Source organism: Paenibacillus sp. BAC0078 (assembly GCF_054483875.1).
In genome coordinates, this window is sequence record NZ_JBTLRW010000003.1 from 355,295 (window position 1) to 380,520 (window position 25,226).

A 25,226-nucleotide genomic window follows, 5' to 3' on the forward strand; every position below is an offset into this window, starting at 1 on the left:
CGCCTGATAAGCAGGACGGCTACGCCAGCTATATTATATATACACAAAAATACCCCACAGCCGTGGGGCATTTTCTGCAATTTTTTTTGCTATTCCTTCTTCAAAATTTCGTGAAGCTGCCGCTTGTCCGCCTCCAGTGAACGCTCCTGCGCCTCCAGATCATCCTGGTCCGCTTCCGCAGCAGAAAATTCTACGTCCTCTGCTTTGGCTTCATACAGCATTTTCATCTTGTCGGTCTTCGAAAAAATTTTCGAGTTCTCTCTATCCATCTGTTATCCGGCCTCCTGTCGTTATACATGAATTTAGCCTTCAGAGCATTCCGCCGGCCTCTTCGATAATCGACATGGCCTGATCAAAATACTCCGAATTCAGAACAACCGTCAGCAAAACATCCCTGCCAGTTGGCCCGCCGTCTCCACCATGGCTCATCCCACTGGCACTGGAGTCTGCAGCTGCCAGTATACCGGCTGAATGGCTGCCGAGCGTTGAATTGAGCGTCATGGTAGCCAGACTGGGAATATCCCCTGTTACCGGATTATTCCCTGTGTATCGGGCTCCCCCCGGGTATTTGCTGAAACGGTCAATCGACATATCGATCACTCTAAGTGCCTGCAGTTTGCGGGAAGCCCCTTCTGCCTCTTCTGGACTTTTGAAATATGCAAGTATGTTTTTTTCGGACATGTGTATCCCTGCTCTCTGCCTGAATTTCCATACGCAATTGTGTACCTTCATATTCTGTATTCCGGGTGCAGAATTTATTCGTTTTTCTACGCCTATTCCCCTGAATATAGTACAAAAGTAGGATATAACATTTGGTAATTAGCCTGTAAAATATATCTAATTTTCACTAATAATTCGTTCAGCTCTACAATACTCGAAACAAGGAGGGATACGTTAGGTTAAGTGAGTTCCTACTATGTAAACTAATTGACACTGGGGAGGATATGTAAATGTTCACACGCTCCATCCGTAAATTTGGCATTGGCGCAGCAAGTGTAAGCTTAGCAGTTTCAGTTCTCTTTCCTTCCGCCTCTTATGCCAGTGCAGGCAGCTTTCTGCCCGCGCCTCCAAATCTTCAAGACCAGGCTCCACAACTGAATCCGAAGCTGGATTTCTCCTCGGACTCCTTGAGTCAATTCATCCAGAGCTACAAAGCTTCAGCCATTAAGCCGCAAAACTATGCCGGAACAAGCACTTCTTCAGCACCTGTTACCTTCATTGTCCAATTGCAGAAAGACCCGATCAAAGTTGCAGAAAGCCAAAGCCCATCTCTCAAAGGCTCTGCACCATCACTGCAGCACAACGTTCTCCGTACGGAGCACAGCGCTTTTAAAGCGGCTGCCGATCTAATCGGCGCTGTAACGGGTCATGAATATACCGAGGTTTTTAACGGCTATGAAGTCACACTTCCAGGCAATCAGGTAGACAAGCTGCTTGCACTGCCAGGCGTAAAGGCCGTATTCCCCAACACGACTGTTCATGCGCTGGAAACAGCCACAGATTTTGAAGCGCCACCTTCTTCAGGTGGATCAGCTCAAGTGCCTGTAGGTAACGGCGATATCTTTCATACAAAAGCCCTATATGACAAGGGTGCTACTGGAGAAGGTATTGAAGTAGCTGTTATTGATACCGGTATCGACTATGATCATCCTTACCTCAAAGGTGTCTACAAAGGTGGATATGACGTCGTTGATAACGACGAATATCCATTTGAAACGAAGCCAGACCCACGTTACTTGCCAAGAGACGGCAAGCCATATGAGACTGCTCACGGTTCCCATGTCTCCGGTATCGTCCACAGTGTAGCTCCGAAAGCGGATATTTATGTATACCGTGTACTTGGACCTTACGGCTCGGGATCTACTGCCGATGTCATCGAAGGCATCGAGCTGGCGGTAGCTAAGGGCGTTGATGTCATCAACCTCTCGCTTGGCTCCGATGTGAACCAGCAGTATTCACCGGATGCCATCGCCGTGGACAATGCCGCCAAAGCGGGTGTTACTGTTGTACTCGCATCGGGTAATGCAGGTCCTGGCCAGGAAACTGTAGGCACTCCGGGCGGTGCGCATCGAACCATCTCGGTCGGCGCCAGCACTACACCAACTTGGGTTAATGTATTTAAAGTTGGTGTAGTCAATAATGTCTATGGCATTCAGGCTGCTGAATCCGCTGCGCTTACAGCAAGTGGAAAAGAGATCGTCTACGCCGGACTGGGAGGCTCGGTAGAGGATTACACCAAGGCTGGTGCAGCAGGAAAGATAGCGCTCGTTGACCGCGGAACTTATACTTTTGTATCCAAATCCGCTAACGCCAAGAAAGCCGGTGCAATCGGGCTGCTGATCGCCAATAACGCTGATGGGGAGCTAAGCATGGCCATTGACTCCACCGGCGTTCCTACCTACGGCATTACCAAAGCTGAAGGCGCCTTGATTAAGCAAGAGATTAATGCAGGGCGTAATACAGTAAATTTCGAGGTTAAATGGGATACCAGCAATTTGCTTGCCGGTTTCAGTTCACGCGGACCGGCACTTCCGGAACTGAATATCAAGCCGGATGTCCTGGCTCCTGGCGTAGGGATAAACTCCTCAGTGCCTGTGTGGGAAAGCTCCAATGGATACACCAAGCTCAACGGCACCAGTATGGCCAGCCCGCATGTAGCCGGAGCAGCAGCCCTGCTGCTGGATTGGGATAAGAACTTGACACCGGATCAGGTTAAAGTTCTGTTGTCCAACAGTGCAACTCCAATCAAGGACCGTACAGGAAAGTATTACAGTGTCTATGAGCAAGGCGCAGGACTCATTGATCTGTCCAAGGTAATAGCGGCCAGCTCCTTCGCCAGAGTTGCCGAGGTTCTCGATACGGGGAACCCGGCAGTGCCAACAGTAAATTATGATACGGGTTCACTTTCCTTTGGTCTCCAATCTGTCGGAACCGTAACGAAGACCGTCTATGTAGATCCCATTTCAAAAGCACCTAAGACCTACAGTGTCAGTGTTGACTGGCGCACAGCGGAACACAAAGGAATCTCTCTCCCAGCCTTTAGTGATATCACTGCCGGAGGATACTTCAATGTTCCTCTAACCATTGATGCTACAGCCGCTCCAGGGTTCTATGAAGCTACACTGACACTTACGGAAGTTGAAGGCCAAGAAACCTTAACACTGCCTATAGGTGTAGTAGTAGGTGACAAGTACAAGCCGGATGCGCTTACGAATCTTTATGTGGGACAAAAGATCATCTCCCCAAATAATGACGGTTATTTGGACAACACCGACTTCTCCTTCTCTGTAAATGAGCCAATCAACAGTCTGCATATTGAAGTAGCTGATGTGTTCACTGGAACAGTTGTTGGTGATGTATACGCGACTGGCGAGAAATATTATCGTGGTTTCTATGAAACTACCGATTGGGATGGTACGGTCGTTGATCAAAAAACTAAAAAACCGCTACAACTGCCGGATGGAATTTATTCCATTACACCTGTTCTGAATGGTACTGCTGTACCTGATGATCAAACAATCTCCATTGTTGTTGACCGGACCGCTCCGGTAGTTACCGGTTTGACAATTACAGAACATGACCGGACAACTGCAGAAGAGCCAAGAAGTGCAACAATTAGCGGCTTTATTGCTGATGACCTTCTTTTGGAACTCGTAGCCGCAGGCCAAGATCCTAACAAATTATTCGGAGCTGCTGCAGTCTTTACAGGAGCTAATGGCAAACTGCTGCAGGCAGATGGAGTTATTGATCCATCCGGATATTTTGAAATCGAAGTCCCTCTCGCTGAAGGGCTGAACCAGTTCTATATCTACGTGTATGATACAGCCGGCAACGGTGCGGCAGACGGAGATTATGCACAGCTGCTTCGCTACAGCACAGATGCAAACAGCGCCAAGGTAACTCCTGCGGCTTCTCCAATTCAAGCTGTAGTTGGACAGCCGGTTACAATTGATGTAGGCTTCTCTGTTACTGACAATGTCTACGGCATTTATGGAGCCACATTCAACCTGTATTACAGCAAGAATCTTAATGAACCAACCATTGTGCCAAGCGTACAACTGGCTACCTATCAGGAAACCAATTTCCCTGGTAAGCCGCTGCCGCAATTCACCAACCTTATTCCTCTGAAAGATGGACAGAGTGTACTGCAATACGGCGTGCATGTAACGGATGGGGCTTATACCGGCACAGGTAATGGCTCACTTGGCAAGTTTACCTTTACACCAGCCTCCGCCGGAACGTATACCTTCAAACTATCGGATGTTCTGCTCTGGAGCGACAGCTACTCAGCTACAGTTCCGGCAGGGCTGTCGACCGTAAATGTAGTCGTCACAAACCCTGTACCATCCGGGCCTGCGATTTCCACAGGAGGATCGGCTCCAGCCGTGGGCACTACCTTGACTGCCGGACAGTTGGTTGAGACTGCAAATCCTGCAGGCGGTAAACCAACAGCAGTATTGGCCGTTTCTGACACAGCGTTGACCGCTGCGTTACAAAAGGTAGAGAATAACACAGCCGTCATTAGTGTCAGCGACTTAGATTTCACAAAGTATGGAGAAGTGAAAATTTCGCTTACCTCTGCCCAAGCAGAGAAACTGAAGACCGCTGCCAACGCACTTAGTATCAATGGAGCAGGCTTTACACTGCTTATTCCAGCAGGTACTCTTCCTGACTTCATCACAAGCAGCGGATTGGCTGTGACTGTCAGCCTTGTGGATAGCAAAGACAAAGCTGCTCTATCGGGAAGCACAGCAACAGTTGACCTCGGGTTTTCCCTGTTAACTATTAAGAACGGCTGGTCCACAGGCAAACCTGTTACCGTGCAAATTCATCTGAATGATGCCGGTAAGAAGGACGTTCGTAAGGCAGGAGTATATAAACAAACCACGGATAGCAAATGGACTTATTTCCAGGCAGGTACACTTCCAAAAGACGGCCTCCTGCAGTTTACAATTACCGGCGACGGCACTTATAGCGCCGCTGTACGCAACGTTACCTTTATTGATCTCAGCGTGCATTGGGCCAAGGAAGATATCGAGATTCTTGCAGCTCATGGTATTGTAGCCGGAAAAGGAACGGACGGCAGCTTCAAGCCTTCCGACAGCTTGAACCAGGCTGAACTGCTGACCCTGTTCGACCGTTTGCTCGGCAAAGGCGACACCTGGTCAACCCGCATTAAAGAAGCAGGCTCCCGCGATGTCTTGACACGTGAAGAGGCTGCTGTCATTCTCGCTAATGCTCTGGGTGCGGATAGTTCTTCTTCCGCAACACTGACATTCAAGGATGCCGGAAAAATCTCTGCAAATGCAAAAAATGCAATTTCATTTGCAGTAAGCAAAGGCTACCTCAAAGGAGAAGGAGCTAATACCTTCAATCCACAAGGTACTCTGACCCGTGCACAGGCAGCCGCCATCCTGCACCGGGTGCTTGAGGATCTTCGCTCTAAATAATGTGAAGTTCAGCTAAGGCAACATTTAATATATTTAAAAGAAACGGCTGCGTGTCCTGTCTAGGATACGCAGCCGTTTTGCAAATTAGTGACGAATGATTCTTGTCATCATAACTGAATACCACCCATTTCCCATTGTTTTTACAGCATTTCAAACGGTTGTTAGATTACCTTAATTTGGTACAAAAGTAGTATATAACGTTTCTCCGCTAGATTGTAAAATAAATGTAATTTCCACTCAGAGAAGAGTACATTAGAGCAGCTGCCTGAATAAAAACAAAAATTTATTCAGCGCATGAATCTATGTGAGGAATTCTCCCTTTAAGCGCATTTTTTCACTTAAAAACGTGTTTTTCCGAGGATTTCTGATAGATCAGACCTTAGAAGGAGAGTGATCATGTCATATATTGCATCATACAAATGAAAATTATTCTTCAAACTTCAGAAATTTAATGTAGATTTTACATTTTACCGGTGGTAAAATCTTCTTAATATTTTTCCTACTATTTCAGACGGAAATAAACTGGATGAGAAGAAAAGGAGAATCCATACTACTGTCTGCAGCAGGAGAGATGTGAGCCAGTATTAAGAACATAACATGGAGGGGATTACATTTGGAGTGGACAAAACTACCACGTAAGCTGTCTGTACTAGCCTTGTCACTGGGTGTGACAGCCGGTATGATTCCGGGTGCGGCATTCGCCGCCGGCAGCTTGCAGACGTCATCATCAAGCAATCATCTAGCATCTTTGATTCAATCAAATCAAACTATTATTTCTCCACAGCTCAACACCAAATCCTCAAGTAAAGTCCGGGTCATTGTTCAATTAAGCGGCCAGCCTGCAGCTATCGGCAAATACGCCGCTAAGCAGGGGATCTCAGCTCTAGCCAAAACAGCTACTGAAGCTGCGGTTAAGAGCCAGCAGGCCGATGTGCTGGACCAGGCTGAAGCCAAAGGCATCGATCTGACCGTCAACTACAAGTATGACACCATTTTGAATGGCTTTGAAGTCACTATTCCGGCGAATAAGATTCCGGAGCTGGCCAAGATTTCCGGCGTTACTTCCATTTATCCGAACAGCACCTGGTACGCTCTTCCTGATCAGACAGTAACTGAAGCCACTTACAGAAACGACAATGCTCCACTCGAGCAGATTCGTGCTACCTGGGCTGCAGACCACGGAATTAATGGTGCAGGCTTGAAAGTCGGCGTCATTGATACCGGTGTAGACTATAAGCATCCGGATATCGCAGCAGCTTACAAAGGCGGCTATGACTCATTTTATAATGATAAAGACCCTTATGAAGAAGTTCCGCTGACCCCTGCAGAAGATCCGTATGGCGTAGGCTATGGCGGAACTTATCACGGCACTCATGTAGCCGGCACCATCATTGGACAATATGCCGCTAAAGGAGAAGTTGCCCAGAAAGGTGTAGCCCCAGGCGCAGACCTATATGTGTACAAGGTTCTGGGACGCAATCTCGACAAACCAAGCACATCCTCCGGTTCATCAGCTCAGGTCATCGACGGTATCGAACGCGCAGTGAAAGATGGCATGGATGTTATCAATCTGTCCCTTGGTTCAGATTCCGAAAAAGATGTGAACTCCCCGGATTCGATTGCTATCAATAACGCCGTCTTGTCTGGCGTAGTGGCAGTTATCGCCAACGGTAATAATGGAGAGGCTGGATATTTTTCACTCGGTTCCCCGGCTACATCCCAGCTGGCGATCTCTGTAGGTTCTGTAACCAGCCCTATTGACGCTTACTCTGGAAGTTTCAAGGCAGAAATAGCAAACTCTGTAACTTCGGTTACTTATGATGCCTATTATCCATTCCACATGATGGCATACGAGTTGGCAAAAACGGATTTCGCCACCATTATCGGCACAGAACCTACTCGGGTCGTTTATGCAAATCTTGGAGCTAACGAAGATTACCCGAAAGGGGACATCAGTGGTTCCATCGTTCTGGTATCCCGCGGCGATTTGGCCTTTACAGACAAAATTGCGAATGCAAAAGCGCATCATGCCAAAGCAATCGTAATTTTCAACGGCAATGCTAAGAAGGTCGATGGTAAGAGTGAAGCTATTCTTGACGAGAGCTACACAGATCGTTCCGGCTTTATCGGTGTGAATCTTGGCAATGGATATGAGAGTATTCCTACGTTCGACATTGAAGGCTCAAAAGGCCGTAAGTTAGCCAGAGCTATTATTGCTAATGGAGACAACCCTACTTATTTCACTTTTGGTTCAGAATATAACCATGAAATGACAACAGGGGATACTATGAGCACCTTCTCCTCCTTGGGGCCAAATGTCGATGGCAAGCTGGGCATCAAACCAGACATCGTAGCTCCTGGTGACGGAGTGCTGTCTACATGGCCAGCATATGGCGGAGATTATTCCAAAGCTTACAACCGAATCAGCGGTACAAGTATGGCTACTCCGCATGTCGCAGGCTTGTCGCTGTTGATTAAGCAGGCACATCCGGAATATACGCCAATTGACGTTCGTGCCGCACTAGCGAACACTGCAGATCCTATCTTCTACAAAGGAAATCCAGAAGATCTGTATCTTCAAGGCCCTGGACGGGCCAATGTTGAAAATGCGATTTTGACTCCGGCACTGCTCGAAGCTGTAGAACCTATCTCTATTCTGGACAAGAACTATGCATCTCAAAGTATCACCAACTACAATCCTTCAACAAGTTTTGGAGTGATGGTGCCAGGCTCCACAGATAGTAAAACACTGCAGTTGAAGAACGTCAGCAACAGCGAAGTTGCGTACACCGCTTCTGTTGAATGGAATTATGGTCAAGCGGATAAAGTATCTGCTACATTGGACAAAACCACTGTAACAGCATCCGCATATGGCACAACTGGATTTAAGTTGAATGTTACTGTTGCAGCTGACGCCGATCCAAAACTGGATTACCAAGGTAAAGTGGTTCTGACAGCCAAAGGACAACCGACGCTGCATCTGCCATTTACTGTCCATGTAAATGATAAGGCTGAACAGCCTGATTGGGGCACAGGCGTACAGGAAGCAGTGATCAGCTCGCCGATCTTATACTCCAATTCGACAGCTACCCTTTCTTACAAACTGAAAGCTGACGATATTAACTACTATGAAGTGAATCTGATTGGTCTGGATGATGCCAAGAAAGGCTCATTCCAGGTATACACTACGGGTAAACCGGATAAATTCTTTGAACCGGGCAACTATAGCACGGTAATAGGAGCGACCTACCAGCCTTATGACAGCAACGGTGATCCTATCGTTGACGCCAACGGTAAACCTGCAGTAGCAAATATTAAGGATGGCGTTTACAAGCTCGAGATTCTCGCCATCACTGCAGAAGACAACACCAAAGGGCCGATTAAGATTGATTACAACAATGATAAGTACTACAGCACCTATACCTCTTTCCGCTTCGTAACAGCTTCAAGCCCATCAACAGGCGGCGGCGGTAGCGTTGCAGCACCAGCAACACCTATTATCCCAAGCACAGCCAAAGCTCTGGTAGAGGAAGGTACCAAGCAAGTAACTGTAACCCCAGCAGTTGCATCTAAGGATGGTGTAACTACTGTAACAGTAACCGACAATGATCTGAAGGCAGCGCTGGCAAATGCCGCGACCTCCAAGACTGCTGTTGTGATCTCTGTAGCCTCTACAACTGATAAGGCTGCCCAACTGAGCCTGACTGCAGATCAAGTGAAGCTGCTGACCGGTCTCCCTGCTGGAAGCTCTGTAATTGTAAGCATTAGCGGTTCCGCTGTATCTTTACCGGTATCTCTGTTCTCTGGTTCCCCGGCAGGACAAGGCTTGAAGCTCGATATCAAGCAATCCCCTGATACCGCCAGCAAGCTAACTTCAAGCGTAGCTGGTTCAACGGTAATCGGAACTCCGGTTTCCTTCGAAGCTTCTTGGACAACTGCAACAGGCAGCACATATTTGAATGTTCCAAACAATACTTTCATCAAGAGATCCTTCACGGTACCGGGAGCGATCCAACCGAAAACCGCAGGTGTGCTCTTTGAAGAGAACGGACTGGTAACACCAGTTGCTTCCGTATTCACGCCTCAGGCTGATGGAACAACTATCGTTACTGTAAGTCGTCCAGGCTTCTCGGTATACGCCGCAGTAAGCAAACCATCGGCTGCCTTCACGGATATCGCTGCTTCGAAATCGGCCACTGCCATTAAGACTCTGGCCGACAAGCTGATTATCCAAGGCACTTCGGCAACGACTTTCTCACCACTTAACAACCTGACACGCGCTGAGTTCACTGCACTTTTAACTCGCGCACTTGGTCTTCGTACGGATGCCAGCGTTACCTTCACTGATGTAAAATCATCAGACTGGTATGCTAAAGATGTTGCTGCCGCTTCCAAAGCCGGCCTGATTCTAGGCATTGGCAACGGCAAATTTGCTCCAACCCAGAAAGTAACCCGTCAAGAGCTGGCTGTTATTCTGGACAGAGCACTGAAATTAACAGGAGTAGAATTGAAGGCCGCTAATCCTTCGTTCACAACTTACACCGACAATGCCAAAGTAGCACCTTATGCCAAGGACAGTCTGCAATCCCTGTCCAAAGCTGGCATCATCGGCAGTGATGCAGGAACTGCTTTCAATCCGACTGCCCCAGCAACACGCGAAACGGCTGCTGCCGCTCTCTACGAATTGCTGAGTAAGATTGGCTTGATTGAATAGTCTTGCTCTGAACGATTGAAAGCAAAAAGATCGTGTATGGCTAAGCCATACACGATCTTTTTTTGCTTCATAAGCTCAACTAATAAAACGGCTGCGCATCCTTTGAGGAGGCACAGCCGTCTGTGTATATGATAAAAATAAGATTAGCAACACTTACTCCCCGCGGAACGCGCGTTTCACACGGTCAAAAAAGGATTGCTCCTGCTCATGCGTATTTTCCCCGTTGTAGGAGGCGAACTGGCGGAGCAGGTCTTTCTGTTCTTCGCTGAGCTTGCTTGGGGTAACGACGATGACCCGCACATGCTGGTCGCCTGTTCCGGAGCCGCGCAGATGCGGAACACCTTTGCCTTTAAGCCGGAAGAAGGTGCCTGTCTGTGTGCCTGCCGGGATTTTGAGCTTCACTTTTTCCGTCAGGGTAGGAATCTCAATCTCGTCGCCAAGCGCTGCCTGGGCAAAGGTTAAGGGAACCTCACACATAATATCGTCGTTCTCGCGCACGAAGAAGTCATGCGACTTCACACGAATAACAATGTACAGATCACCGGAAGGACCGCCGCGTGTGCCGCCTTCGCCTTCGCCAGTCATGCGCAGCTGAGCGCCGTCATCGACCCCGGCGGGAATGCGTACATGAATCTTGCGCTGCTTCTTGACTTTCCCCTGTCCGGCGCAAGTCGTACATTTTTCCTTAATAATCTTGCCTGTACCAGAGCAGTGCGAGCAAGGACGGCGGTTACGCATTTGTCCAAGCGGTGTATTCTGCACAAATTCCTGTTGGCCGCTGCCGTGGCACACGGAGCAGGTCTCCGGTTTGGTACCGGGTTTGGCACCGGAGCCAAAGCAGGTATCGCAGGTTTCCGTACGTGGAATGGTAATGTCGGTTTCTTTGCCGAATACCGCTTCCTTGAATTCAATGGTCATTGTGTACTGCAAATCGCCGCCGCGTTGCGGTGCGTTCGGATCACGCCGTCCGCCGCCGCCGAAGAACATATCGAAGATGTCGCCAAGTCCTCCGAAATCTCCACCGCCGCCAAAGCCGCCGCCCATTCCCTGGTTAGGATCAATATGTCCATACTGGTCATAACGCGCGCGCTGCTGAGCGTCGCTGAGCACATCGTAGGCTTCCTTCACTTCCTTGAATTTAGCCTCCGCGTCACTCGCCTTGTTGACGTCCGGATGATACTGGCGTGCCAGCTTGCGGTACGCCTTCTTTACTTCATCGTCTGAAGCATCTCTTCCGAGGCCCAGAACCTCATAATAATCGCGTTTATCTGCCACTGCTTTCACCTCCGTACATCAATACTCATTATCCCTGTAACATGTTAAAAGGAAAGCCAAAACACGGGATGCCCCGGTCTTGACCTTCCCTTCGAACAAAATAACTTATCGTTTAAAGTTACCCTTATTTCTTCTCGTCGTCAACAACCTCATAGTCGGCGTCTACCACATTGTCTTTCTTTGCGCCTTCTGGAGCTCCCTGGCCGCCTTCTGCGCCTTGCTCAGCCTGTGCAGCCTGCTCATACAGCTTCACGGACAACTGCTGTACGATCTCAGTCAGCGCTTCTGTAGCCGCATTGATTTCTTCCAGGTTGTCAGTTTCCAAAGCGGCTTTCAGCTTATCCTTGGCAGCATTGGCTTTGTCGACTTCAGCAGCATCCGCTTTGTCGCCGAGGTCTTTGATAACTTTATCGGTGGAATACACGAGTTGGTCAGCGGAGTTCTTCGCTTCTACCAATTCTTTACGCTTGCGGTCTTCCTCAGCGTGTAGCTCGGCATCCTTCATCATTTGTTCTACTTCTGCATCGCTCAGGCCGCTAGAGGAAGTAATGGTGATCTTCTGGCTCTTGTTCGTGCCCTTATCAGTTGCAGATACATTAACGATACCGTTGGCGTCAATATCGAAGGTAACTTCGATTTGCGGTACGCCGCGCGGTGCCGGTGGAATCTCGTTCAGCATGAAGCGTCCCAGCGTCTTGTTGCCGTTCGCCATTTGGCGCTCACCTTGCAGCACGTGAATTTCCACGCTTGGCTGGTTATCGGCAAAGGTCGAGAACACCTGCGATTTGCTTGTAGGGATCGTAGTGTTGCGTTCGATCATCTTCGTGAATACGCCGCCTGCAGTTTCAATACCCAGGGACAGCGGAGTTACGTCAAGCAATACCACGTCTTTTACGTCACCGGTCAATACACCCGCTTGAACAGCTGCACCGAGGGCTACCACTTCATCCGGGTTAACGCCTTTGTGCGGCTCTTTGCCGGTAAGCTTCTTGATGGCATCCTGTACAGCAGGAATACGTGTGGAACCGCCCACGAGCACGATTCTGTTCAGATCAGCCGGAGTCATGCCTGCATCGCTCAGTGCCTGGCGTGTAGGTCCCAGTGTGCGTTCAACCAGACCTGCAGTCAGCTCGTCGAATTTAGCGCGGGTAAGGTTCACTTCCAAGTGCTGAGGTACGCCGTCAACAACTGTGATGAACGGAAGGGATACGGTAGTTGTCAGTACGCCGGACAGCTCTTTTTTCGCTTTTTCCGCAGCATCCTTCAGACGTTGTACCGCTGCTTTATCTTTGCTCAGGTCGATGCCCTGCTCTTTTTTGAATTCAGCTACAAGGAAATCCATAACTACTTGGTCAAAGTCGTCGCCGCCAAGACGGTTGTCACCGCTTGTTGCTTTTACTTCGAAGAAGCCGTCGCCCAGCTCAAGGATGGATACGTCGAAGGTACCGCCACCAAGGTCATAGACGAGGATCGTTTGGTCTTCGGCTTTTTCCAGACCGTAAGCGAGAGCCGCTGCTGTTGGTTCGTTGACGATACGCAGAACCTCGAGACCGGCGATTTTGCCCGCATCCTTCGTTGCTTGACGCTGGCTGTCATTGAAATACGCAGGAACCGTAATAACGGCCTGTGTTACCGGCTGGCCCAGGTAAGCCTCGGCGTCGGATTTCAGCTTTTGCAGAATCATGGCCGAAATCTCTTGTGCAGAGTAATCCTTGCCGTCGATGCTTTCTTTGTGGTTTGTGCCCATGTGGCGTTTAATAGAAGCAATTGTGCGGTCAGGGTTCGTAATCGCCTGGCGTTTGGCTGTTTCGCCGACGATACGTTCGCCGTCCTTCTTGAAGCCTACAACCGATGGGGTTGTGCGCGCGCCTTCCGGATTCGGGATAACGACAGCTTCGCCGCCTTCCATAACGGCAACGCAAGAGTTGGTAGTTCCTAAGTCAATACCGATAACTTTACTCACAGTAATGTGCCTCCTCAAAATATTATGGAGCCCTTAGCCCCTCTTGAATTTATTGATAGATAATACTTGTGAAAATCATTAAGTATCCCCAGCTTATATAGACAGGACTACATGCTGACTTTGACCATAGCGGGACGAAGAACCTTATCCTTCAGGAGATAGCCCTTCTGGACCTCTTCCGTCACGATGCCTTCCTCGTGCTCCTCACTCTCCACCTGCATGATGGCCTGATGATATTCAGGGTTAAAGGGCTGTCCTACCGATTCCATCGCCGCAAGTCCTTCAGACTTCAATACCCCTTCAAGCTGATGGAAAATCATATTCACGCCTTTGTTAAAAGCCTCGAACTCCGGACCGGCCGGAGCGGTGACAATTGCGCGTTCGAAGTTGTCGAGCACCGGAAGCAGTTCAGCTACAAGCTTGGAGGTAGCGTATTGCGCCAGCTCTTCCTTCTCCTTCTGGGTACGGCGGCGGAAGTTGTCAAAATCAGCCTGTACGCGCAGCGCACGCGCCTGGTACTCTTCAGTAAGCTCCTGCAGGCGTTTGGCCGCCTCACCGGTGTCCGAAGCCTCCTCGAAGGTTTCTTCCGCATTAGCTGTCACGGTGTCTGCCGCTGCTTCAGCCTCGTCAGCCGCCTGGTTCTCATTTATTGCCTGATCCTGAATTTCTTCCTCTTTCAAGTTGTCTTCACCTCCTTATAATCAGTCACGAAATCAATTACGCTCTGTTCACTTATACCAGTGAGCCAGCATTGCTGTCAAATCTCGGGATAGTATGCCTAGTATACCCATTACCCGCGCGTATTCCATCCGGGTCGGTCCCAGGATGCCAATGCTTCCAAGCGCCTTCCCATCCAGCGAATACGTGGCGGTAATCAGACTGCAGTTGGCAAAAGCCTCATGCTTGTTCTCTGTTCCGATGCGCACCTGCATGCCGGGTCCTCCGGATACGGGGTCCAGCATTTTGAGCAGGGTGGGCGTTTCTTCCAGCAAATCGAGAATAGTCTTGACCTTATCGACGTCCTTGAACTCGGGCTGGGTCAGCATATTGGTCGCTCCGCTGAGATAAATGCGCTGCTCATGATCGCTTTCCAGCGCCGTGTCCAGCACCTTCATTAATTCTTCATAGTGGGAGATATGACGCTGCATCTCTTCTCCAAGCTCAGAATAGAGCTGGCTCTTCAGCTTGTAGAGCGGTACATTTACCAGCTTGCTGTTCAGCAAATTAACGACCTTCTCCATCTCGGACAAAGAAATTTCCGGTGGAATAGTCACTGTCTTGTTCTCTACCTGGCCGGTGCTTGTAACAATAATCGCCACGGCGGTATTGTCATTCAGCGGGAGCAACTGAAAATGGCGCAATGAAGTATGAAAAACCTCCGGCCCCAAAAGGATGGAAGTATAATTCGTCATATTGGAAAGGATCATCGCCGCATGCTGGATAACCTGCTCCGTCTGATTAAGCTTCTCGGCAAAAAAAGTCCGGATCGTGCCCAGCTCTGCCGATTCAGCGGAATTCCACGGTACCAGATGATCCACATAATAGCGGTAGCCCTTATGGGAAGGAATTCTGCCTGCCGATGTGTGCGGCTGCTCCAGATAGCCTAAATCCTCCAAATCGGCCATTTCGTTGCGGATTGTGGCAGGACTATAACCTACATCCCCGCGTTTGGAAATGCTGCGCGAGCCAACCGGCTCAGCGGAAGTAATGTAATCATCTACGATGGCGTTCAATATCATTCTCTGGCGTTCGGTTAACATATAATTCCCTCCAGTCGGCTGCGGCTCCGATTCGTTAGCACTCTGGTTAGATGAGTGCTAACCACTAATACAAAAATACCAAACTGACCTTGACATTGTCAAGTCAGTTCAGTATCTTGGTTTCACCAATTTTCAGGCCTGCCGGGCCTCCCGCAACCAATCCCCCATTCCTTCGTCTGATATTTAAGGAGGTGTAAAATGACATCACTAAAACAACGGCTCTTTACCGCATTCACCATGATAATAGCTATGCTCATGCTGTCAGGCTGCATGCCGGGCGGAGTGCCGGAGAAGATAGGCCCATACAAGTGTTATTACGGTGAGGTAGATTATATTCCTGCCTTTCAATGGAACGGCATCATGTATACGGATTATAATGAAAGAAGCCTCGACAAGACGGAAAAGGGAAAAAAAGTCGGTGAAACCAGCTACCGCAAAGCTGATCATACTTGCCCCCGGGACCCCATGCAGGATGGAGATGCCACCTTGCTGGAAGTGGGTACGAAGCTCTACGAAGTGAAGGGCTATAAAACCTCGGCCCGGCTAATAGCAGGGGACAGGCTGTATGTGGCTAGCGATAATCCCAACGCCCACACCATGAATGATCTGCTGGATATCGAAGGCAAGATCAAGACCGTCCGTTTTATCAGCGGCATGGATGGGAGTCCTCTTAAGGATTTTACACCGGAAGCGGCTGCTGTGTTCATAAGGGAGTATCCGAAGCTTAAATATGTTCCATTCAATCAGCTTTATAAAGAAAACAAAGGATTAGTTGGAGGGGATTACTGGCTGGAAATAGAACTGATGGACGGCACCAAACGAACCATAGTCTACAACACCATGTTTGCTGTATTTAATCCTTCGGCTTACGCCACGCCTGAACTGGCCAAGCTGGTGGAAAAGCAGCGCAAGCTGATTTACGCAAAGTAATAGTAACGATTATTCACTTCAATAGTTAGCAAAAAACCACTTTTCCGCAAATGGCCTCCGCCCTGCAGAAAAGTGGTTTGTGTATTTTATATAATCCGCTGCGGGTTAATCCAGCTTCTTAAGCACGGCGATTTCATCGCAGGCATGCTGCTTCTTGCAGTTCACGCAATCCGTCCATACCTTCTCCGGGAAAATTTCCTTCTCAACAACGGTGAACCCGTTTCTAAGGAAGAAATCCACCGCATAGGTCAGGGCCATAATCTTGGGGATCTTCTGACGTCTGGCCTCTTCTGTCAGCTTCTCCAGAATCATCGAGCCAACGCCTTTGCCTTTGCCCTCATCACGCAAGCCGATGGAACGGACCTCTACGAGATCAGCGCCAAGTCTGAACAGTGAACCGCAGCCGATGAATTTGCCGTCCAATTCGGCAACAACGAACTGGTCGATCTGGCGGGTCAGCGCTTGCCTGGAACGGGGCAGCATAATTCCGCGCTGGGCGTACTCCTCTATCATTAAATACAGCGGCTCAACATCCTCCACTGTAGCATTCCTGCATATCACATTATGGTCTCCCGCAGGAGCCGGCTGGCGGAACATCTCCGTTTTGACAAGCACTTTGACTCACCCCTCGTTGTTAATATGAATAAATATACAACAGGGTGAATTACAATTCAAGAGGTATTTTAAAATTAAACCTCTGTCAAAGCACCGACAAATTCACCAAATACATCGTTCCCGAACAGGATGCCCTGTTTGCTCAGACGATAGCTGTCTCCGCTTGGCTCCAGCAGTCCGGCAGACAGCATTTTGCTCAGTGGCCGCGCGAAAACATCCGCTATCGCTTTTCCAAACTGCGCCTGGAACGCCCGGTCAGACACGCCTTCGCGCATGCGCAGGCCAACCATCATGAAGTCCTCCATCGCCTCCTGCTCAGAGATCATGAACGTGTCCAGACGCGGCAGACCGCTTCGCGAAGCTTCAATATAAGGGTTGACGCCCTTGATATTCATATGCCGCTGCCGCTTCACATATCCATGCGCACCTGCACCGAGACCATAATAGTCCTCATTGCGCCAGTACGTAATATTGTGCCGGCTCTCCATTCCAGGTTTGGCGAAATTGCTGATCTCATATTGACCGTAGCCCGCAGCCTCCATTGTTGACATCAGCAGCAGGTACATCTCCAGCTCGTCCTCTTCACTAGGAAGCGGAAGCTTGTTCTTATTGAATAATGTGTGGAAAAGCGTATTCTCCTCCACCTTGAGGCTGTAGATGGAATAGTGCGGCAGATTCAGCTCCAGTGCCTTGCGGATGCTTTCTCTCAGCATATCAACCGTCTGATTCGGCAGGCCGAACATCAGATCGACCGACAGATTGTTCAGGCCGACACTGCGTGCATTTTCCAGGCTGCGGTAGACATCATCCACATTATGAATCCGGCCAATGCCGCTGAGCAGCTCATTCTGAAAAGCCTGGACGCCAAAGCTGACCCGATTGACGCCGCCTTCCTTCATTACTGTCAGTTTGTCTATGTCAGTGGTACCGGGATTAGCCTCCATAGAGAACTCTATATTCTCATCCCACTGTGGGAAATGTGTGCGCACGGATTTCAGAAAATAAGCCATTTCATCCGGTTTCAGCACCGTCGGTGTTCCCCCGCCCACAAAAATCGTCTTGATCACGCCGGGCGGCGTATTCTTCACCGTCAGCTCCATCTCCCGGTCCAGCGCATGCAGGTAATCCATGACCGGCTGGTCCTTCAGCACATAGGAATTAAAGTCGCAGTAAAAACACTTATTCGTACAAAACGGGATATGAATGTATACGGCCTCCGGGGGACGGCCATTATTAACGTTTGTCATAGCTGTCTCCTTTGTTCAAAATAAGCTGAATAAGCTGATCTATAGATTTCATATTGGGTCTGGTCGTAACTGTGGGGATTGTTTGGACTTCCGGCCGCTGTTATTTTGGATTTCCTGATTTTGTCCGCTGGCTGCGGTAGAAATCCAAACATAAAGGCGGACGCGCTGCTCCTCCAGTTCCAAACTTCCCCTCCGCCACTTTTCCCTTTTGTTATTTTCCCAAGTCCAATCTATATATCATTTCATCTAGATATCTAGCCAGAAAAGGGAAGCCGTCTGGCTTCCCTTGCATAACATGCTGCTTACAAATCCAGCTCGCATAGAGCGGAGATTCATTTGCAGCTACTCATCAATCTTGAGCACCGCCATGAACGCTTCCTGCGGCACCTCAACGCTGCCGACCTGCTTCATGCGCTTCTTACCTTCCTTCTGCTTCTCGAGCAGCTTCCGCTTACGCGAAATATCGCCGCCGTAGCATTTAGCGAGTACGTTCTTGCGCATCGCCTTAACCGTCTCGCGGGCCACAATCTTCGTGCCGACAGAAGCCTGAATCGGCACCTCGAACATCTGTCGCGGAATAATGCCGCGCAGCTTCTCGCAGATGATGCGGCCGCGGTTGTAGGCACGGTCGCGGTGGACGATGAACGACAGGGCATCGACCTGCTCCCCGTTAAGAAGGATGTCCATCTTGACAAGGTTGGACTGGCGGTAGCCCGATACTTCATAGTCAAAGGACGCATATCCCTTAGTGCCGGACTTCAACTGGTCAAAGAAATCATATACGATTTCTGACAGCGGGATCTGGTAGGTAATCGTCACCCGGTTGGAATCCAGATACTCCATATTGACGAATTCACCGCGTTTATTCTGACACAGCTCCATAACGGTACCCACGTAATCGTTCGGAACAATGATCCCGGCTTTGACGTAAGGCTCTTCCACATAATCAATGGTGCCGATCTCCGGATAGTGCGACGGGTTGTCGATCTGGATCGTTTCGCCATTGGTCAGCTTAATGCGGTAAATAACGCTTGGCGCCGTGGTGATCAGCGGCAGATTGAACTCACGCTCAATCCGCTCCTGGATAATTTCCATGTGCAAAAGCCCCAGGAAGCCGCAGCGGAAGCCGAAGCCGAGCGCGCTTGAGCTTTCCGGCTCAAAGCTGAGTGAAGCATCGTTGAGCTGAAGCTTCTCCAGCGCTTCACGCAAATCATTATAATCAGAGGTTTCAATCGGATAGAGACCGCAGTATACCATCGGGTTAATCTTCCGGTAACCGGGCAGCGGCTCCAGCGTCGGATTCTTGGCATCCGTTACGGTATCACCGACGCGAGTGTCGCCGACATGCTTGATACCGGCAACGATGAAGCCGACATCCCCGATATTAAGCTCTTCCACAATGCTCATACGCGGCATAAATGCGCCAACTTCAATGACATCGAACACCTTGTCCGTAGCCATCATCTTAATCTTGGAGCCTGCGCGGATCTTTCCATCTATAACACGGACATAGACGATAACGCCTTTGTACGGATCATAGTGGGAGTCAAAAATCAGCGCCTTCAGCGGGGCATCAGCAGTACCGGCTGGCGCTGGAACCTGCTTAACCACCTGCTCCAAAATCTCCTTGATGCCGATGCCGGCTTTGGCGGAGGCCAGCACTGCTTCGCTGGCATCCAGCCCGATTACGTCCTCGATCTCCTGCTTCACCCGTTCAGGGTCAGCGCTCGGCAAATCAATTTTGTTGATAACAGGGAGAATCTCCAGATTGTTGTCCAGCGCCAGGTATACGTTAGCCAATGTCTGCGCTTCGATACCCTGGGCCGCATCCACTACCAGCAGGGCGCCTTCACAGGCCGCAAGGCTGCGGGAAACCTCATAAGTGAAATCGACGTGCCCCGGTGTATCAATCAGGTTCAGCAAATATTCCTGCCCGTCATCGGCACGATAAGTGAGGCGGACAGCCTGCAGCTTAATGGTAATGCCGCGTTCGCGCTCCAGATCCATTTGGTCGAGCACCTGCTCCTGCATTTCACGCGAGGTGAGTGCCCCTGTATATTCCAGGATGCGGTCAGCCAGTGTCGATTTGCCATGGTCTATATGTGCAATAATCGAGAAATTGCGGATTTGTTGTTGTCTTTTCTGAACGTCAGTCATTCCTTACCCCCACAGAAAGCCTAATGTTAATCCTCTTATTATAGCAGTACGGGCTGCGGCCATCAATCCCGTTGCCTGGGGAGTGCAAAGAAAGGGCGAAAGCTTACTCCTCAGCGGAGTCGAACAGTGAGACCACCCAGCGGATGCTTTTCTGGGAGGCTTGCTGCAGCAGCCCCGCCGTTTTGTCGGCCAGTTTGTCTACCGTCGGCTTCTGTTCCTCAGGAATTAGAAGCTGCTCGGGGCTTTTTGTGCTGTAATCCTTCACTTCCTGCTGCGGCAGATTGCCGGAGGAGGGAGAGTCGGCAGGACTTTGCGTTTGTACCGGAGCAACCGTGTAAGCGCCGGTTGCCGGGTCCACGGTTACTGGAAGGTAGACATAGGCCTGACCGCCTTGAACCTTACCTGCTGCCGGATTATTTTGGAGCCCAGACGCCTGGGAGGTTGGAGCAGTTTGCACTGTCCCGGTTGCCCCGTTCCAGCCCGGCAGCACCCGAGCAACCTTGCTTCCGACACTGCCGCCAAACTGCATGCCTATGAGTATTCCAATGCCCGTCCAGATTCCTACCACAACCAATTTTTTTCCGATCCGCGACATTTCATTCACTCCTTCATCAAGTAGGCTTGATCTTAGGATGCGCCGCCCGCAGCGGCTTTTCCCGTCTTGCCTTGCATGCTCTCATCCTGCTTCGTAGTGTTTAGGCCAGAGTCAGGCGCAGCCGCTTTTTCAGCGTCATGACTGTTCCAGTACACATCGGCGATGGCATCAGCCAAAATGTCCGCCGTCCGCTTTAGCTCCTCCGCTGAATTGTCGATCCCGCCTACTTCAATTAATACACTGTTAGGCGAAAGGGTCTGATTGTATTCACCGTTGTTGCCGTTCCCGGATGACTTGCCCCAGATCCCGCGGGATATCCCAGGATAGCTCTTCTCCAGCAGCTGATGAATTTTATTGGCAAATGCTTCATTCTTCTTCCAATCCTTATTCGCATGGCCGAGGATAAAATACACCTGGGCGTAGCTTTTTCCGTCAATGACGGCGGTAGTTTTGCCATGCCGCTGCGAATCGCGGTGAATGTCAATCATCTCACTCATTTCCTGATTGGCGCTTAAAGCTGCTTTGACCGTAATTCGTGAATATTTATAGGAAAAATTCCAATTGTAATCCGGCACCTTTGTTGCGTAATCCTCCTGGGAATGGACGGTCCCAATCCCGCGCTGCTCCAGTCTTTTGGCAATATACGAGCCTACCATCATTACATTTTTGGATGGAACAGCAGAGCTTGGATTGTCGCTCTCTGTTCCAAGCAGCGGATTATAAGCCTCGCGGGGATGGGAATGGTAGATTAATATCCGCTTGATCGAGGTATCCTGGCTGCCGCCGGGTTCAGAGGTTTTCCCTGTGTCGCTGTTATCGCCCGCCTCACCTGTTCCTGCCGCATCCGGTGCCGCCGTAGCTTCCGGTGACGGTGTACTTGCTTCACCGCTGGGCTCGTCCGCTCCATCGGTATGCGCAGGCTCCGTTACGTCTGTCCCTGCTGCATTTTTATCGCCCGCTCCGTTTGCCGCCACTCCGTCTGTTCCCGGATGGTAGTCGGCAGGAGCGCCCGAAGCACCGCCAGAGCCTGCCCGAAGCAGAAAAGGATCATCCGCTGCCAGACCCGGCATCTCGCGGGAGAGCAGGCTTTTCGGGTCTCCCGGATCGACGCTGGTCAGCATGCGGAAAACGAAGGAGGTTACATTTTTGCCCGAAAATGCGGAAGGGGCTTGTCCTTGCGGCAAATGCGGAACCTCCATGCCCAGCAGCTCCATGAAAAACCCGCTGGAGAGCGATGCAGCCAGACCTTTCATCGACGGAACGGGTGAAGAATTCAGCTTCTGCCCGGCCACCCCACCGGCTCCAAGCAGCATAAAAAACACAAGTGAACCTCCGGCCAGCAGCAACATCGTTCTCCCCAGCGACAGAATATCCAGCAGCTTGCTGCGCAACCGGCCGATATTCCATAGCTGAAACCATTTTCTATTCATTATTGTTATGTCCTCCTCCAGCCCTCTGTAATCTCTTATACTCCAAATCTATGAGTGAAAGAGTAGTGCTAGAACCAAAAATGAGAGAACACGGCAACACACATATCGGGACCCTTTATCACACGAAAATAGCCCGCCCAGGGGCTGCCTTGCGGCAGTCTGAGCAGGCCTGATATGGCTGACTTACGGTCAGTGGGTATAAGCCCCGACATTGCCGGGATCTACGGCATCATGCAGCGCGGCATTCAGTCCGCCCGCTACGATATTGGCGATTTCCTCAATGAACTCATCAATTTCCTTCGGAGTTACGATCAGATCATGCCCTAGCGGCTCCAGTACCTCCTTTACCAGCGACAGCCGCTCCTGCTCAGAGATATCGTCCAGCATGCCCATAATTTCTTTGGTATGAGCCGCTCCTGCTCCAACCTGTCCAAAATGCTTGCTCATCATCTCCAGCACATTGTTCACAATCGTTGAAGCATAACATACTGTAGGAACGCCGATAGCAATGCAGGGGATACCGAGAATTTCCTTGGTCAGCCCCCGGCGTTTGTTGCCGATTCCCGAACCGGGATGAATGCCGATATCGGCAATTTGAATCGTCGTATTGACCCGTTCAAGCGACCGGGAGGCCAGAGCATCAATAGCAATAATAACGTCCGGCTTCGTCCGGTCAACGATTCCCTGTACCACCTCACTGGATTCAATGCCTGTCAGGCCAAGCACGCCGGGGGCAATCGCGCTCACATTGCGGTAGCCGGGAGAGACCTGATCGGGAACCAGCTCATAGAACTGGCGTGTAATCAGGGCATTCTCCACAACAAGCGGGCCCAACGAATCAGGGGTCACGTTCCAGTTGCCCAGGCCGACAATTAGCACAGAGGAGCTGCGTCCAATGCCGATTCTGTCCATGAACTGCTCGAATTCGCGGGCAAAAACCGTGGATACCTTCTGCTGCAGCCCGGTATCGCCCCCGCGCAGCCCTGGAACCTCCAGAGTCACGTAGTTTCCTATGGCACGGCCGATAGCCTGCGAACCTGCGCTGTTAGCTACGGCAAGGCGGGTAACCTTAATGCCGTCTGCCTCCTCTACCTCTTCGTTAACACCGGGAATCGGCGTTTTTTGCGGGCCTTGAGCCATTTCTTTGGCCTCTAGCGCCAAGTCCGTGCGTACCGAATATAGCTGAAGATCCAGTTCCATTATTAGTTCAGCCTCCTTTTGCATATTGTCGATAGTGTGCGAGAGAAGGCCTTGGTTTATACAGGCTGAAAAGGTTAAATTATAAGCTTTTAGTGTTGCATTTTGCTGAGCATCATGCTAAACTATTTTAAGTTGTGAATCATTTGATGATTTCGAATGTCTTTCAGGAGGTGAATGCAATGCCAAATATCAAATCCGCGGTAAAACGCGTCAAGACGACCGAAAAACGCCGTGCACTGAACGCTTCCCAGAAATCCGCGCTTCGTACAGCTGTGAAAACTGCTGATGTAGCCCTGACTGGTACTGAAGTTGAAACTGCTCAAGCTGCTTTCAAAGCTGCTTCCAAAAAGCTGGACAAGGCTGTAACTAAAGGCCTGGTTCATAAAAATGCGGCTGCCCGCAAAAAATCCCGCTTGGCGAAGAAATTGAACGCTCTTAAGGCTCAAGCCTAAGCCAAGGGCTACTTTCATAATGAGCACTATAAGAACCTGACCGCTATGCTGCATACGGTTAGGTTTTTTTGTGCTCTTTTATATGCTTGCCTGCTATATAAGTTGAACTTTAGATTTTCATATTAGGGTCTGGTCGTAACTGCGGGGAATGTTTGGACTTCCGGCCGCTGTTATGTTTGAATTTCCTGATTTAAACCGCTGGCCGCGGTAGAAATCCAAACATAAAGGCGGACGCTATCGCTCCTACAGTTCCAAACCTCCCCTCCGCACTCCTACCTTTTTTATGATTTTTTTAAGTTCAACTTATATAGATTGCCCAGATACAATAGCCTGCCCCGGCGCGTTTAGACGCTGTTAAGCAGGCTCTTGCTTTTCCAATCTTAGGTCAAGCGCCCAGCCGCAGCATGAACATCTCCAGCCCCAGCACCTTGTCGATGGCTCCTGTTTTCATTTGGTAGTCCAGATCAGCCAGGTAGCTCATAATTTGTCTCAGCCGCTGGCCTTCGAACTTGTGGGCCTGCTCACCCGCAAGCTTGACGGCATAGGGATGAAGCCCAAGCTGCGAGGCAATCTGTCCCTGTGAGTAGCTCTGCGCGGATAAATCCTTTACCTGCAAAATAATCCGGAACTGCCGGGCAATCAGCGCGGCAATCTTGATCGGCTCCTCACGCTGCTTCAACAGCTCATACAGCGTATTCAGCGCCTTGTCGAGGCGCAGGTTGGCAATGTCCTCCACCAGCGTGAACACATTCTGCTCCGTCCCCCGGTGCACCAGGCTCTCAACAGCCGCAGCGTCTACGGTACCGCCTTTACCGGCGAAGAGACACAGCTTGTCCATTTCCGCCGACAAGCCCTGTAGCCCCGTTCCGGCATTCGTTACAAGAAGCTCAGCCGTTCCCGGAGCAGCCGCGCAGCCCCGGTCACGGAACCCTTTTTCTACCCAGCGCAGCAGCTCCTCCGCTCCCAGCGGGTTAAAGGCCAGGACGGTTCCTGCCGCTTTTGCCGTCTTGACGATTTTTTTACGCTCATCCAGCTTGTCATTATTGACCAGAAATACGATCACGCTGAAGCTGGCCGGGTGCTGCATATATTCACTTAACACCTCTACGCGATGCTCAAGCTTGGCGTTGTCTTTTCCCGCAGTGAAGAGGGAGGCGTCACGCACCAGCAGCAGCTTCCGCTCCACCATGAACGGCACAGTCTCCGCTTCTTCCACAACCGCCTGCACCGGCGTCTCGGAGAGATCGAAAGGGATTACCGCGAAATCACGATCCTCTTTGGCAATCAACTGATCCTCCAGCAAGGCTGCAAATTCATTCATCCGAAACTTCTCGCTGCCGTACAGCACATAGAATGGCGAAACTTTTCCTTGTCTGATGTCCTTGGCCGCCGTTTTAGCATCCATCCCGCCACTTCCTTTTCCATGTCATTCTTGGAT

17 protein-coding genes are annotated in these 25,226 nt (G+C 50.2%); 4 read left to right on the top strand and 13 right to left on the bottom strand.

What is annotated here, in order from left to right; all coding sequences use genetic code 11:
• Positions 1-89: 89 nt before the first annotated feature.
• Both ACX1DY_RS08480 and ACX1DY_RS08485 read right to left on the bottom strand, forming a co-directional pair.
• Complete coding sequence (locus tag ACX1DY_RS08480) at positions 90-269, bottom strand: YfhD family protein (protein WP_019909200.1); 180 nt, start codon at positions 267-269, stop codon at positions 90-92.
• Positions 270-309: 40 nt separating this feature from the next.
• Positions 310-681, bottom strand: a complete 372-nt coding sequence (locus ACX1DY_RS08485) for a hypothetical protein (RefSeq protein ID WP_458963744.1) — start codon at positions 679-681, stop codon at positions 310-312.
• Between the two features lie 269 nt (positions 682-950).
• Here ACX1DY_RS08485 and ACX1DY_RS08490 point away from each other — a divergent pair, with 269 nt between their 5' ends.
• On the top strand, positions 951-5,450 hold the full coding sequence (locus ACX1DY_RS08490) for a S8 family serine peptidase (protein WP_458963745.1): 4,500 nt from the start codon (positions 951-953) through the stop codon (positions 5,448-5,450).
• A gap of 613 nt (positions 5,451-6,063) precedes the next feature.
• Complete coding sequence (locus ACX1DY_RS08495; RefSeq protein ID WP_458963746.1) at positions 6,064-10,164, top strand: S8 family serine peptidase; 4,101 nt, start codon at positions 6,064-6,066, stop codon at positions 10,162-10,164.
• A gap of 153 nt (positions 10,165-10,317) precedes the next feature.
• Here ACX1DY_RS08495 and dnaJ read toward each other — a convergent pair whose 3' ends face one another.
• The 4 genes from dnaJ to hrcA all read right to left on the bottom strand — a co-directional run bounded on the left by dnaJ (position 10,318) and on the right by hrcA (position 15,162).
• Entirely contained in the window at positions 10,318-11,439 is a 1,122-nt protein-coding gene (gene dnaJ / locus ACX1DY_RS08500; RefSeq protein ID WP_458963747.1) for a molecular chaperone DnaJ, read from the bottom strand.
• Between the two features lie 124 nt (positions 11,440-11,563).
• A complete protein-coding gene (gene dnaK, locus ACX1DY_RS08505; RefSeq protein WP_458963748.1) occupies positions 11,564-13,402 on the bottom strand; it encodes a molecular chaperone DnaK in 1,839 nt (612 codons plus the stop codon).
• A gap of 107 nt (positions 13,403-13,509) precedes the next feature.
• Positions 13,510-14,082, bottom strand: coding sequence for a nucleotide exchange factor GrpE (gene grpE, locus ACX1DY_RS08510; RefSeq protein ID WP_458963749.1), 573 nt, complete (start codon positions 14,080-14,082; stop codon positions 13,510-13,512).
• A gap of 48 nt (positions 14,083-14,130) precedes the next feature.
• A complete protein-coding gene (gene hrcA, locus ACX1DY_RS08515) occupies positions 14,131-15,162 on the bottom strand; it encodes a heat-inducible transcriptional repressor HrcA (protein WP_458963750.1) in 1,032 nt (343 codons plus the stop codon).
• A gap of 198 nt (positions 15,163-15,360) precedes the next feature.
• Here hrcA and ACX1DY_RS08520 point away from each other — a divergent pair, with 198 nt between their 5' ends.
• Positions 15,361-16,092, top strand: coding sequence for a hypothetical protein (locus ACX1DY_RS08520; RefSeq protein WP_458963751.1), 732 nt, complete (start codon positions 15,361-15,363; stop codon positions 16,090-16,092).
• A gap of 105 nt (positions 16,093-16,197) precedes the next feature.
• Here ACX1DY_RS08520 and ACX1DY_RS08525 read toward each other — a convergent pair whose 3' ends face one another.
• The 6 genes from ACX1DY_RS08525 to gpr form a co-directional block, all read right to left on the bottom strand.
• Entirely contained in the window at positions 16,198-16,689 is a 492-nt protein-coding gene (locus ACX1DY_RS08525) for an N-acetyltransferase (RefSeq protein WP_458963925.1), read from the bottom strand.
• Positions 16,690-16,781: 92 nt separating this feature from the next.
• The gene (gene hemW, locus ACX1DY_RS08530; RefSeq protein WP_458963752.1) at positions 16,782-17,954 is read right to left on the bottom strand and encodes a radical SAM family heme chaperone HemW; all 1,173 of its coding nucleotides are present in this window, start codon (positions 17,952-17,954) and stop codon (positions 16,782-16,784) included.
• A gap of 342 nt (positions 17,955-18,296) precedes the next feature.
• Positions 18,297-20,111 (bottom strand): translation elongation factor 4, encoded by a 1,815-nt coding sequence (lepA, locus tag ACX1DY_RS08535; RefSeq protein WP_458963753.1) that lies wholly within the window; start codon positions 20,109-20,111, stop codon positions 18,297-18,299.
• A 103-nt stretch (positions 20,112-20,214) separates the two neighbouring features.
• Positions 20,215-20,706, bottom strand: coding sequence for a hypothetical protein (locus ACX1DY_RS08540; protein WP_458963754.1), 492 nt, complete (start codon positions 20,704-20,706; stop codon positions 20,215-20,217).
• Positions 20,707-20,738: 32 nt separating this feature from the next.
• Positions 20,739-22,136, bottom strand: a complete 1,398-nt coding sequence (locus tag ACX1DY_RS08545) for a stage II sporulation protein P (protein ID WP_458963755.1) — start codon at positions 22,134-22,136, stop codon at positions 20,739-20,741.
• A gap of 189 nt (positions 22,137-22,325) precedes the next feature.
• Positions 22,326-23,336 (bottom strand): GPR endopeptidase, encoded by a 1,011-nt coding sequence (gene gpr, locus ACX1DY_RS08550; RefSeq protein WP_458963756.1) that lies wholly within the window; start codon positions 23,334-23,336, stop codon positions 22,326-22,328.
• Between the two features lie 179 nt (positions 23,337-23,515).
• Here gpr and rpsT point away from each other — a divergent pair, with 179 nt between their 5' ends.
• Positions 23,516-23,788 carry a 30S ribosomal protein S20 gene (gene rpsT / locus ACX1DY_RS08555; protein WP_019909173.1) on the top strand — a complete coding sequence of 91 codons (273 nt, stop codon included), beginning with the start codon at positions 23,516-23,518 and terminating at the stop codon, positions 23,786-23,788.
• 385 nt (positions 23,789-24,173) lie between these two features.
• Here rpsT and holA read toward each other — a convergent pair whose 3' ends face one another.
• The gene (gene holA / locus ACX1DY_RS08560) at positions 24,174-25,193 is read right to left on the bottom strand and encodes a DNA polymerase III subunit delta (protein WP_458963757.1); all 1,020 of its coding nucleotides are present in this window, start codon (positions 25,191-25,193) and stop codon (positions 24,174-24,176) included.
• Positions 25,194-25,226 lie beyond the last annotated feature (33 nt).